This window comes from Serratia sp. N21D137 (genome assembly GCF_047530005.1).
Classification (GTDB): Bacteria; Pseudomonadota; Gammaproteobacteria; order Enterobacterales; family Enterobacteriaceae; genus Chania; species Chania fonticola_B.
In genome coordinates this window covers 16,187-28,529 of record NZ_JBLJAJ010000043.1, presented here as the reverse complement: position 1 = coordinate 28,529, position 12,343 = coordinate 16,187, and the positions used below count along the sequence as shown (strand labels likewise).

The 12,343-nt window shown below is 56.2% G+C and carries 13 protein-coding genes and 1 riboswitch; of the genes, 7 read left to right on the top strand and 6 right to left on the bottom strand.

The features are described from left to right. Positions 1-503 precede the first annotated feature (503 nt). The gene (purH, locus tag ACMV5H_RS23195) at positions 504-2,093 is read left to right on the top strand and encodes a bifunctional phosphoribosylaminoimidazolecarboxamide formyltransferase/IMP cyclohydrolase (protein WP_115160444.1); all 1,590 of its coding nucleotides are present in this window, start codon (positions 504-506) and stop codon (positions 2,091-2,093) included. A 49-nt stretch (positions 2,094-2,142) separates the two neighbouring features. Continuing rightward, positions 2,143-3,426 carry a phosphoribosylamine--glycine ligase gene (gene purD / locus ACMV5H_RS23190; RefSeq protein WP_414822572.1) on the top strand — a complete coding sequence of 428 codons (1,284 nt, stop codon included), beginning with the start codon at positions 2,143-2,145 and terminating at the stop codon, positions 3,424-3,426. Positions 3,427-3,476: 50 nt separating this feature from the next. Here the strand turns inward: purD and ACMV5H_RS23185 are convergent, their stop codons facing one another. The 6 genes from ACMV5H_RS23185 to nudC all read right to left on the bottom strand — a co-directional run bounded on the left by ACMV5H_RS23185 (position 3,477) and on the right by nudC (position 7,859). Then, positions 3,477-4,115 carry a DUF1481 domain-containing protein gene (locus ACMV5H_RS23185; protein ID WP_261282603.1) on the bottom strand — a complete coding sequence of 213 codons (639 nt, stop codon included), beginning with the start codon at positions 4,113-4,115 and terminating at the stop codon, positions 3,477-3,479. Positions 4,116-4,182: 67 nt separating this feature from the next. After that, positions 4,183-4,458, bottom strand: a complete 276-nt coding sequence (gene hupA, locus ACMV5H_RS23180; protein ID WP_021182173.1) for a nucleoid-associated protein HU-alpha — start codon at positions 4,456-4,458, stop codon at positions 4,183-4,185. A 189-nt stretch (positions 4,459-4,647) separates the two neighbouring features. Beyond that, entirely contained in the window at positions 4,648-5,238 is a 591-nt protein-coding gene (locus ACMV5H_RS23175; RefSeq protein ID WP_021808056.1) for a YjaG family protein, read from the bottom strand. 51 nt (positions 5,239-5,289) lie between these two features. Then, complete coding sequence (nfi, locus tag ACMV5H_RS23170; RefSeq protein WP_414822571.1) at positions 5,290-5,973, bottom strand: deoxyribonuclease V; 684 nt, start codon at positions 5,971-5,973, stop codon at positions 5,290-5,292. Positions 5,974-5,989: 16 nt separating this feature from the next. Then, positions 5,990-7,054 (bottom strand): uroporphyrinogen decarboxylase, encoded by a 1,065-nt coding sequence (gene hemE, locus ACMV5H_RS23165; protein WP_115160442.1) that lies wholly within the window; start codon positions 7,052-7,054, stop codon positions 5,990-5,992. A gap of 37 nt (positions 7,055-7,091) precedes the next feature. Beyond that, positions 7,092-7,859, bottom strand: a complete 768-nt coding sequence (gene nudC / locus ACMV5H_RS23160) for an NAD(+) diphosphatase (protein ID WP_059201909.1) — start codon at positions 7,857-7,859, stop codon at positions 7,092-7,094. 101 nt (positions 7,860-7,960) lie between these two features. On the opposite strand from nudC, the gene rsd reads away from it, so the two are divergent. The 5 genes from rsd to thiS all read left to right on the top strand — a co-directional run bounded on the left by rsd (position 7,961) and on the right by thiS (position 12,343). After that, positions 7,961-8,473: a sigma D regulator gene (gene rsd / locus ACMV5H_RS23155; RefSeq protein WP_414822570.1), complete on the top strand. Its 513-nt coding sequence runs from the start codon at positions 7,961-7,963 to the stop codon at positions 8,471-8,473. 104 nt (positions 8,474-8,577) lie between these two features. Further along, a riboswitch (TPP riboswitch) is annotated at positions 8,578-8,700 on the top strand. 117 nt (positions 8,701-8,817) lie between these two features. After that, a complete protein-coding gene (gene thiC, locus ACMV5H_RS23150) occupies positions 8,818-10,761 on the top strand; it encodes a phosphomethylpyrimidine synthase ThiC (protein WP_414822569.1) in 1,944 nt (647 codons plus the stop codon). Continuing rightward, positions 10,754-11,407 carry a thiamine phosphate synthase gene (gene thiE, locus ACMV5H_RS23145; protein ID WP_059199054.1) on the top strand — a complete coding sequence of 218 codons (654 nt, stop codon included), beginning with the start codon at positions 10,754-10,756 and terminating at the stop codon, positions 11,405-11,407. The genes thiC and thiE overlap by 8 nt, the downstream gene beginning before the upstream one ends. After that, complete coding sequence (locus ACMV5H_RS23140) at positions 11,397-12,146, top strand: HesA/MoeB/ThiF family protein (RefSeq protein ID WP_071682781.1); 750 nt, start codon at positions 11,397-11,399, stop codon at positions 12,144-12,146. The genes thiE and ACMV5H_RS23140 overlap by 11 nt, the downstream gene beginning before the upstream one ends. After that, positions 12,143-12,343, top strand: coding sequence for a sulfur carrier protein ThiS (gene thiS / locus ACMV5H_RS23135; protein ID WP_094983318.1), 201 nt, complete (start codon positions 12,143-12,145; stop codon positions 12,341-12,343). The genes ACMV5H_RS23140 and thiS overlap by 4 nt, the downstream gene beginning before the upstream one ends.

Below are 12,343 nucleotides of genomic sequence, written 5' to 3'. Positions count from 1 at the left end.
CCACACAGATTGTCTGATAAATTGTTAAAGAGCAGTGAGTTACGCGCTTTCGCTTGCTAACTCGAGGTGGCGTATATTACGCTTTCCTCTTTCAGAGTCAACCTTAATTTCAGGTTTTTTCTCTGCGACCCCCGGAGACTCTGTGAAGTTGTTCACATGTTCCGTGTCGATGGAGGCGCATTATAGGGAGTTCCACGCAGGCCGCAACAGGTATTTTCAACAAAAAACACCGTTTGCTGCATTCCACAGCAAAACCCGTCCTTATACCCGGTTATGCACTAACTTATCCACAGAACGCATTTGGTCGGAAAATTTACGAGCACCACGCAAACGTTTTCGCTACAATTCCCCGCGACGAAACAATCCCCGTTTTTATCGGGGCGCTACCTGAATCTGTTCCTGTCCTTCTTTATATAGGAAGAAATCCCCTCTATATAAGAAGCAACAAGGTGGAGATCCACGTAACGCTCTTTTATTGCGACTCAAAGCCAAGGGATAAAACCATGCAACAACCTCGTCCAATCCGCCGGGCCCTGCTCAGCGTGTCCGACAAAGCCGGAATCGTTGAATTCGCCGAAGCCCTCTCCCAGAGAGGCGTCGAATTACTCTCCACCGGAGGCACTGCCCGCCTGCTGGCCGATGCCGGTCTGCCTGTTACCGAAGTTTCCGACTACACCGGCTTCCCGGAGATGATGGACGGACGAGTCAAAACCCTGCACCCGAAAGTGCACGGTGGCATTCTGGGCCGTCGCGGCCAGGATGATGCCATCATGGACCAACATGCGATCCAACCGATCGATATGGTTGTGGTAAACCTGTATCCCTTCGCGCAAACCGTCGCTCGCCCAGATTGCTCGCTGGAAGACGCCGTAGAGAATATCGATATCGGTGGCCCAACCATGGTGCGCTCGGCCGCCAAGAACCATAAAGACGTGGCCATCGTGGTCAAGAGCAGTGACTACGCCGCAGTGATCACCGAGATGGATAACAACAACGGTTCACTGTTGTACCCAACCCGTTTCGACCTGGCGATCAAAGCGTTTGAGCATACCGCCGCCTATGACAGCATGATCGCCAACTACTTTGGTACCCTGGTGCCACCTTATCACGGTGAGACCGAACAGCCTTCCGGCCGCTTCCCACGTACGCTGAACCTGAACTACATCAAGAAGCAGGATATGCGCTACGGTGAAAACAGCCACCAGCAGGCCGCCTTCTATATAGAAGAGAATGTGCAAGAGGCCTCCGTGGCCACCGCCGACCAGTTACAGGGTAAAGCACTTTCCTACAACAATATCGCCGATACCGATGCGGCGCTGGAATGTGTGAAAGAGTTTGCCGAGCCGGCCTGCGTGATCGTCAAGCATGCCAACCCTTGTGGCGTTGCTATCGGTGAGAACCTGTTTGCCGCCTATGAGCGCGCCTACCAAACCGATCCAACCTCGGCCTTTGGCGGCATTATTGCCTTTAACCGTGAACTGGACGCCAAAACGGCACAGGCAATCATCAGCCGTCAGTTTGTTGAAGTCATCATTGCGCCAAGCATCAGTGCAGATGCCCGCACTCTGCTGGCGGCGAAACAGAACGTACGCGTGCTGGCGTGTGGCCAATGGCAACATCGCGTCGCAGGGCTGGACTTTAAACGCGTCAACGGGGGTCTGTTAGTACAGGATCGCGATCTGGGTATGGTGACCGAAGCCGATTTGCGCGTGGTATCCGAACGCCAGCCAACCGCTCAGGAGCTGCGTGATGCGCTGTTCTGCTGGAAAGTGGCCAAGTTCGTCAAATCCAACGCCATCGTCTATGCGCGCGACAACATGACCATCGGCATAGGCGCCGGGCAGATGAGCCGCGTTTACTCCGCCAAGATCGCCGGGATCAAAGCCGCTGACGAAGGGCTGGAAGTCAAAGGCTCCGCCATGGCGTCTGACGCCTTCTTCCCGTTCCGTGACGGCATTGATGCGGCTGCAGCGGTTGGTATTACCTGCGTGATCCAGCCGGGTGGGTCGATTCGTGATGATGAGGTGATTGCAGCAGCCAACGAACACGGCATCGCGATGATCTTCACCGACATGCGCCACTTCCGCCATTAATCCTTTTTGCTGCGTGCGCTCAATGCGCACGCCGTTTATGGAGCACCTGATGAATATTTTAATTATTGGCAACGGCGGGCGTGAACATGCGCTGGCCTGGAAAGCGGCCCAATCGCCATTGGCAGACAAGGTTTACGTGGCCCCGGGTAATGCGGGTACCGCATTGGAAAGCAATCTGACCAACGTCGATATCGCCCCAACAGATATCCCGGCGCTGGTTGCCTTTGCCAAGGATAATGCCATCGATCTGACCATCGTTGGCCCGGAAGCGCCGCTGGTGATCGGCGTGGTAGATGCCTTCAAGGCCGCCGGGTTGAAAATCTTTGGCCCGTCACAGGCCGCAGCACAGCTTGAAGGCTCCAAAGCCTTTACCAAGGATTTCCTGGCTCGCCACGCTATCCCAAGCGCTGCCTACCAGAACTTTACCGAAGTGGAACCTGCCTTGGCCTACGTACGCAGCCAAGGCGCGCCGATTGTTATCAAGGCAGACGGCCTGGCGGCAGGCAAAGGCGTGATCGTCGCGATGACGTTACAGGAAGCCGAGGACGCCATTCAAGATATGCTGGCAGGTAATGCGTTTGGCGACGCCGGGCATCGCATCGTGATCGAGGAGTTCCTGACAGGCGAAGAAGCCAGCTTTATCGTCATGGTCGATGGCGAGAACGTGGTGCCAATGGCCACCAGCCAGGATCATAAACGTGTCGGTGACGGCGATACTGGCCCGAATACCGGCGGCATGGGCGCCTACTCGCCAGCGCCAGTGGTGACGGATGAAATCCACCAGCGCGTAATGGACCAGGTGATCTGGCCAACCGTGCGCGGCATGGCGGCTGAAGGCAACACCTATGTCGGCTTCCTATACGCAGGCCTGATGATTGCTGACGATGGCCAACCCAAGGTGATCGAATTCAACTGCCGCTTTGGCGACCCGGAAACTCAGCCGATCATGCTGCGTCTGCGCTCCGACCTGGTTGAACTCTGCCTGGCAGGGGCCGAAGGCAAGCTGGATAAGAAAACTTCCGAGTGGGATGAACGCCCTGCTCTCGGCGTGGTGTTGGCGGCTGGCGGCTATCCTGCGGATTATCGCCAAGGGGATGTGATCCACGGCTTGCCTCAGCAAGAAGATGCCAATGGCAAAGTGTTCCATGCCGGAACGCGTATGCAAGGAAATGACGTCGTGACCAACGGCGGGCGTGTGCTATGCGTTACGGCTTTGGGCACAACGGTGGCTCAGGCTCAGCAGTTAGCCTATCAGCTAGCGGAAGGTATTCAGTGGCAAGACAGTTTCTGCCGCAAGGATATCGGCTACCGCGCTATCGCACGCGAGCAATAACAACTCTTTAAGATACAAGCAGGCTCTGTTCGCAGGGCCTTTTTTATGCGCTAAAGGGTGTCTTTGGTGGGTTCCCAACTACAGAAGTCATTATTTGCCACCAATAACAGCTCACGACCTTCCGGCCCATCTAACCAGGCTACGTTCACTGGCTGACTGCTGTTGGCCGCACGCCGCATGATCCACTCTTCAGCCTGTTGGTCCAAACCCGGCTTCACGACTTCGCCGTTGCACAGCTTCACCGCGCCTTGCTGCCAGTGCCCTTGTAACAGCCGTACTCGACCGGCATTAAGCGCATCGCTCAATTCCAGTATCCGCCGTGCCTGATATTGATAGAGCACAACTTCATCGTTGGAAAGTTTCTGGCGCTGCGTGGCCAGTTGGCGCTGCATAAAGCTGACGGTACCGTTGGCGGTGAAACGTAGTTGAATAGAGTCGCGATCGCCATCCGCATCGTTGCGTTTGATTTGGTACAACACGCCGCGTTGATATTCATACAGCGTTGTGACGGTACCCGGCCCGCGATAAGGGCTGTAGACACTCAACAGCGCCACTGGCCGCTGCTGGCCGTCATCCATCCTCCACACCCGCATTACACCCTGATCGGCCACAAAGCCGCTGGCGGTAAAGGTTGGCGGAGCAGAACGGAAACTACAAGCACTCAAGGCAGCAACAACCGTAACCGCCATGAATGCCCGTTGAATAAACAAAAGGGGCGCCAACGCCCCCCTGTTTAAACCTTTCTGGAACACGCGATTAAGACTTGACCGCGTCTTTCAGTGCTTTACCAGAAACGAACGCAGGCACATTAGCTGCTGCGATTTTGATTTCTTTACCAGTCTGTGGGTTGCGGCCAGTGCGCTCGCTACGATGGTTTACCTTGAAAGTACCGAAACCAACCAATTGTACTGCATCACCTTCTTTCAGGGACTCAGTAATGGCAGCCAGGGTAGATTCCAGAGCCAGCTTAGCTTGAGCCTTGGAAAGGTCAGCCTTCTCTGCGATTACGTCAATCAGTTGAGTCTTGTTCATAAGTTATCCTTACAGTGTGTTTATCGTTTGCAAAGCATCGAGTGCGACGGATATGCCGATGGACAGCACTCTCCTGCATACACGCACCGATAGCCACTTTTTTTTCGCCCCCCAAATGTAGACCAGACAGGGTGCGGATGTGAAGCCTTAAGGCACGACAAATCAGACGTTAAATCACGTTTTCTTGCCTTATTGCGTTAAATTTATCCCAATGTTACTCACCGCGGCCTCGCGCAGGTCAGATCGTAACCCTTTGATCAGATCCAGATCACGCTCTTCGCAGGCGGCCAACAGGCGGAAAATCTCCCATTGAATGTCCCATTCTTCCTCAACGGCAGGCAAAATTTTCAGCTCTTCGTCGGTCATTTCTTTGCCAGCCTGGGTCATTTCCAACATCGCCACGGTGCGAATTGAGGTTTCGCTGATGGCAATGGCGTGCTCCAGCGTCTCTCCGCTGAGGCGCGAATGGATCAATTCCCCTAATGCGATGCAGGCATCGATCGCTGGGTAAACGCCATAAAGATCGTAATCTTCTGCCGACGGGATCGCTTCTTCCAACTTTTCCAGCTGGCTGTCAAAGTTGACCTTGGCGTCTTTCACCACCAGCGTTTCCCAGACCAAGTCCAGGATACGGCGATAAACGGCCGGGTCGCCAAATTCCGTCTGTAGACAGAACATCTGGTAATTCGGGTACATACGCTCGCACAGGCAGGCCATAAAGGTCAAATGCTGCCAGCTTTCCAGCTTTTCCAAGCGTAAATGAATCGGGTTACGTAGCATTGTCTACTCTCTTACTCATTATCTGCCGCGCAGTGTACCCGAAATCGCTCATTACGACACCTCTGGATGCTGCTGTAACCAGCGTACAAAGGCCGGGCGGCGTGAGGCAATGGCATCGGCCCAACGCGTGGGCTCCGGCAAGCGGTAGCCAGCCATGCAGCGTTGTACCCAGGCCAAGGCGCTGTCGGTGCTCACTCGATGGCCCATAGCGATAAATAACGGATTACAGCGCTCTTTGCTGCGCCATACCCATCCCAGTTGTTCGCCCTTGTCCTCCAGCGCAGCCAGCGAGCCAACGGTAGCGTCCAGCGGGGAAAATTTACCACATAAACGCTTCTTGGCCACGCCAATGGTCGGCACGTTGACCAGCAGGCCAAAGTGGCTGGCGACCCCCAAACGTCTCGGATGGGAAATGCCATGGCCATCGACAAAGATCAGGTCGGGCTTCTGTTGCAGCTGCTCCCAGGCAGCAATCAGCGCAGGGTACTCGCGAAACGAGAGAAATCCGGGGATATAGGGCATGGTGGTGCTGATACGGGCGATCTGATACTCCACCAGCTCGAGTGAAGGATAGCGCAAGATAGCAATAGCGGCGCGTGTTACCGCGCCTTCTTGTTCAAAACCGACGTCCGCACCGGCGATAAACGCCGGTGGGTCTTGCAGAAAATCATCGTGACGAATGACTTCCCCGGCGCGCCTTAGCTGTTCGGCGCGCAGAGTCTGAGTATCGATCACAGCGTCTCCTTGCGGTTTAGCGGTGGTATTTGGCCGACAGCGCATGCACCGCTTCAACGAAGGCCCCGGCATGTTCCGGTGGCACATCTTGATGAATACCGTGACCAAGGTTGAAGACATGGCCTTCGCCCTGGCCAAAACCGGCCAGAATGGTCTCCACTTCCTGGGCGATGCGTTCCGGTGCGGCATACAGCATGGAAGGATCCATATTCCCTTGCAGCGCGACTTTATCGCCCACGCGGCGGCGTGCATCGGCAATATCGGTGGTCCAATCCAGGCCCAACGCATCGCAACCGGTGGCCGCCATCGCTTCCAGCCACTGGCCGCCGCCTTTGGTGAACAGCGTCACCGGCACCCGGCGTCCGTCATTTTCACGCAGCAGGCCATCGACGATTTTATGCATATAGTGCAGTGAGAATTCGCGATAATCACGGCCCGTCAGCACGCCGCCCCAGGTATCGAATACCATTACGGACTGCGCCCCGGCTTTGATTTGGGCATTGAGATACAGGATCACGCTGTCTGCCAGCTTATCCAGCAGCAAATGCAGCGTCTGCGGCTCGGCGTACATCATTTTCTTCAGCTTGGTGAATGCCTTGCTGCTGCCGCCTTCGACCATATAGGTCGCCAACGTCCATGGGCTGCCGGAGAAACCGATCAGTGGCACTTCACCCTTCAATTCACGGCGGATGGTACGCACCGCGTTCATGACATAGCCCAGCTCGTCTTCCGGATCAAATGCAGGCAGCTTGTCTACATCGGCACGGCAGGTGATTGGCGAAGAAAAACGCGGACCTTCCCCGGTTTCGAAATAGAGCCCAAGCCCCATGGCATCGGGAATGGTGAGAATGTCGGAGAACAGGATGGCGGCGTCCAGCGCATAACGGCGCAGGGGCTGTAATGTCACCTCACAGGCCAGTTCGGCATTTTTGCACAGCGACATGAAATCCCCGGCCTGAGCACGGGTGGCTTTGTACTCTGGCAAATAACGACCGGCCTGGCGCATCATCCATACAGGGGTGAGATCCACCGGCTGGCGCAGCAGCGCACGCAGATAGCGATCGTTCTTCAACTCATTCATTTCTTGGGCTCCCTTGATTATCTGCCGCCATTGTACCTTATTCTGCCCGACACAGCGCCACGGTGTCCTCGATCAGGCGGCGCGCCACGGTACCAGGCGGTGGCAGCAGCGGCAGTTGGTCATAGCGATACCAGCCCGCATTGAGCAACTCTTTCGGATCGTGGCGCAGTTCACCGCCCTGATACTCGGCCATAAACGCCATCATCAGCGAATGAGGGAACGGCCAGGGTTGCGAAGTCACGTAACGCAGGTTGGTAATGGCGATATTACTTTCTTCCATCACCTCGCGCGCTACGGCCTGCTCCAGGGTTTCCCCCACCTCCACAAACCCCGCCAGCACGGTATGGATCCCCCCACGGTGGCGCACATGCTGTGCCAGCAGGATCTCATCATTGCGGCGGATAGCGACAATGACGCAAGGGGCAATCTGCGGGTAATAACGTTCGCGGCAGTTGTCGCACAGACAAGCGCTTTCGGTGCGGCTAAGGTGCATCTCATGACCGCAGTAGCCACAGAACCGGTGCGAGCGATAAAAGTCGGCCAGCTGTACGCCGCGCCCGGCCAGTTGGAACAGGCCGCGATCGAGACTGAGCAGTTGCCGCACCGATCCCATCTCTTTCGGCATCGGCTGGCGCACCAGCCAGACCGGTGCCCCCTCCCATTCGCCAATTTGCCGAGCCGGTCGGCCTTGCAAGGAAAATAATGCGGCAGAACCAAACGGCAATTCACCGTTTGGTAACCAAATTTTGCTTTCATGGCTGACGATCCACCAGCCATTTTCGTTACCCGTTAATGCAAGTTCCATATGTTGTTGCACAACCTCTGCTTCACTGGCAATCTAGGAATGCTCTTTGTTACATTTTATTAACTTACCACTTTTTCTTTCTCTTACACACGGAGTCAACCATGCTCAACCGATTGGAAAGCCTGACTCAGCGCGTTGGTGGCAGTAACGAATTAGTCGATCAATGGTTGCAGGCACGCAAACAGCTACTGGTGGCCTACTGCAGTTTAGTCGGCATTAAACCCAACAAAGAAAAGCATACGCCGCTCAATGAAAAAGCGCTGGAGAACTTTTGCCAGAATCTGGTGGATTATCTCTCTGCCGGGCATTTTCACATTTATGACAAAATTATCAAACAAGTGGAAGGATCCGCCAGCCCCAAAATGGCGCTAGCCACCAAGTTCTACCCAAAATTACAGGCCAATACCGAAGCCGTGATGGCGTTCCACGACCGCTACACAGAAGTCGATATCGATGACGTGTGTGAAGAACTCAATCAGGCGCTGTCAGATATTGGCGAAGCCCTGGCATCACGTTTCGCCTTGGAAGATCAGTTGATCCAGCTGGCGGCAGAAACCTGGCAGCAGGGCCAACCGGGCCCCACGAACACTGAATCTATGTCTCATCCAGCCTAATTATCCCCCCAATAGATTTCAAGCCGTAGCTAGGTAGCCAACAACGCTACGGCTTGAAAGATAATGGGGATGGCTTGTAGTTTTTGTTTACCCTCTTATACTGAGGGCTCTTGTCGGAGTGCCTAGCGCTGATTTTTCATTAAATTGGCCAGGCTGAGACCGTTAATTCGGGATCCGCGGAACCTGATCGGGTTAATACCCGCGAAGGGAACAAGAGTAATCTATCGCCATAGGCAAGATGCTCCCGCCAGGGGCTGTGCCTGCCTTACCGGCTACCATCATTACTCCCTCCGAGCTCCAGACAAGCAATTTTCCACACATCACTACACTGATAGGAATTTGCTATGTCTACCGTGAACCAACCTCGTGCCCGTAAACAGCAGCGTGACCAAGCGCAAGATTTTATCGACTCTCTGCAAGGCGTTACCTTCCCTAACTCACAGCGGATCTATCTCGCAGGGTCGCGCAGCGATATCCAGGTACCGATGCGTGAGATCCAGCTTAGCCCGACGCTGATTGGCGGCAACAAAGACCAGCCCCAATATGAACAGAACGAAGCCATTCCGGTGTATGACACCGCAGGGCCGTATGGCGATCCGCAGGCGGTGATCGACGTACATCGTGGCTTGGCCAAGGTGCGAGCAGGCTGGATCGCCGAACGTGCCGATACCGAAACGTTAAGCGGCGTCAGTTCCGGCTTCACCCAACAACGACTGGCGGATGTTGGGTTAGACCATCTGCGCTTTGAGCACCTGCCGCTGCCCCGCAAAGCCCTGCCGGGTAAATGCGTTACGCAGTTGCATTACGCTCGCGCCGGTATTGTCACCCCAGAGATGGAATTTATCGCCATTCGCGAAAATATGGGCCGTGAGCGCATTCGTGGTGAAGTGCTGCGCCACCAGCATCCCGGCCAAAGCTGGGGCGCTAATCTACCGGAGAACATCACGCCGGAATTTGTGCGCCAGGAAGTGGCCGCTGGCCGCGCCATTATCCCCGCCAACATCAACCACCCGGAATCCGAGCCGATGATTATTGGCCGTAATTTCCTGGTGAAGGTGAATGCCAATATCGGCAACTCGGCGGTCACCTCTTCGATCGAAGAGGAGGTCGAGAAGCTGGTGTGGTCAACCCGCTGGGGCGCTGACACCGTGATGGATCTCTCCACGGGCCGTTATATCCACGAAACCCGTGAATGGATCCTGCGTAACAGCCCGGTGCCGATTGGTACGGTGCCGATCTATCAGGCGCTGGAAAAAGTGAACGGCGTAGCGGAGAACCTGACCTGGGAAATGTTCCGCGATACCCTGCTGGAACAGGCTGAGCAAGGCGTCGATTACTTCACCATTCACGCCGGGGTGTTGCTGCGCTATGTGCCGATGACCGCCAAACGCCTGACCGGCATTGTCTCCCGTGGCGGCTCGATCATGGCGAAGTGGTGCCTGTCGCATCATCAGGAAAACTTCCTCTATCAGCACTTCCGCGAGATCTGCGAAATTTGCGCCGCTTACGATGTCTCGCTGTCACTCGGCGACGGCCTGCGTCCAGGCTCGATCCAGGATGCCAATGACGAAGCACAATTCGCTGAACTGCATACGCTGGGTGAACTGACCAAGATTGCCTGGGAATATGACGTACAGGTGATGATCGAAGGCCCAGGCCACGTGCCGATGCAGATGATCCGCCGCAACATGACCGAGGAGCTGGAACATTGCCATGAAGCACCGTTCTACACGCTGGGGCCATTGACCACCGATATCGCACAGGGTTACGACCATTTCACCTCCGGGATCGGCGCGGCAATGATCGGCTGGTTCGGCTGTGCGATGCTTTGCTACGTGACGCCGAAGGAACATCTGGGGCTGCCTAACAAAGATGACGTGAAACAGGGGCTGATCACTTACAAGATCGCCGCTCACGCCGCCGACTTGGCAAAAGGCCATCCGGGCGCACAGATCCGCGATAACGCCATGTCCAAGGCGCGCTTTGAGTTCCGTTGGGAAGATCAGTTCAACCTGGCGCTGGATCCACAAACCGCCCGCGCCTATCACGACGAAACGCTGCCGCAAGAATCCGGCAAGATCGCCCACTTCTGCTCCATGTGTGGGCCGAAGTTCTGCTCCATGAAAATCTCCCAGGAAGTGCGTGACTATGCTGCCGCACAGGAAGCCGCCAAGCCGATCGAAGTGCAACTGACCGGGATGGAGAAAATGTCGGCTGAATTCCGCTCACGCGGCAGCGAGCTCTACCACAGCGCGGCCAATTTGCAGGAGGAGATAAATAATGACTAACCTCACCTCTCCCTTCCCTGCAACACCGCACAGGCTGGGTTTATACCCGGTTGTCGACAGCGTTGAATGGATCGCCCGCCTGCTGGAGGCAGGCGTTACCACCATCCAACTACGCATCAAAGATCTGCCAGACGAGCAAGTGGAGGCGGACATTGCCGCCGCCATCGCTCTTGGCAAGCGCTATCAGGCCCGGCTGTTTATCAATGATTATTGGCGGTTGGCGATTAAGCATGATGCCTACGGCGTCCACCTGGGGCAGGAAGATTTGGACACCACCGATCTGGCAGCTATCCATCGTGCAGGATTGCGCCTGGGCGTTTCCACCCATGACGATGCCGAGCTGGCGCGGGCGATCGCCGTCAAACCTTCCTATATCGCACTGGGACATATCTTCCCAACGCAAACCAAGGAGATGCCCTCTGAACCGCAAGGTTTGGCCGAGTTGCAACGCCACGTCGCCGGATTACAGCAGTATCCAACAGTAGCCATTGGCGGGATCAGCATCGAGCGCGTCCCCGCCGTTCTGGCTTGCGGGGTTGGCAGCGTGGCGGTGGTCAGCGCCATCACCCAGGCACCAGACTGGCGCGCCGCTACGGCAACGCTGCTGCAACTGATTGAAGGCAAGGAGTCGCGCGATGCTCAATGACCAAGAGTTCTTGCGCTACAGCCGGCAGCTACTGCTGGAAGATGTCGGCCCCGAGGGGCAGGAAAAGCTGAAACAAGCCACGGTGCTGATCGTCGGGTTGGGGGGATTAGGCTCTCCGGCGGCGCTATATCTCGCTGCCGCTGGCGTTGGTATCTTGCTGTTGGCCGATGATGACCAGCTACACCTCACCAATCTGCAACGGCAAATTCTGTACCGCACTGGTGATATCGCCGCCAACAAGGCTCAGTTGGCAAAGCACCACTTGCAAGCACTGAACCCTCTGGTGGAGTCGATCGCGCTGGAGCAACGTCTGCAAGGGGCTACGCTGAGTGATGCGGTCGCCCGTGCCGATCTGGTGCTCGATTGCAGCGACAACATGGCCACCCGTCATGCGGTGAATGCCGCCTGCATCCAAGCCAGCGTGCCGTTGATCAGCGGCAGCGCGGTAGGGTTCAGCGGCCAGTTGCTGGTTATCGAGCCGCCGTATGCCCACGGCTGCTATGCCTGCCTCTACCCGGAACAAACCGAACCGCAGCGCAACTGCCGCACGGCGGGTGTGCTCGGCCCGGTCGTCGGTGTGATCGGAACGCTGCAGGCGCTGGAAGCGATAAAAATGCTGGCTGGGTTACCCTCCTCACTTAGCGGCAAGCTGCGCCTGTTCGACGGTAAGCAGCAAAGCTGGAGCACCCTGCAATTGAGCAAAGCCAGCACCTGCCCCCTCTGCGGAGAGCCAGCATGAAGATCACCCTCAACGATCAACCGCTGGAGCTGGGGCAGCCGTTAAGCATTGGCGCACTGCTCGAACGGCTGGAACGCCACCAGCCAGGCAGCGCATTGGCGATCAACCAGGTCATCATTCCACGCAGCGACTGGGCCACCCGTCAGGTGCAGGACGGTGATGACATCTTGCTGTTTCAAGCGATTGCCGGAGGCTGA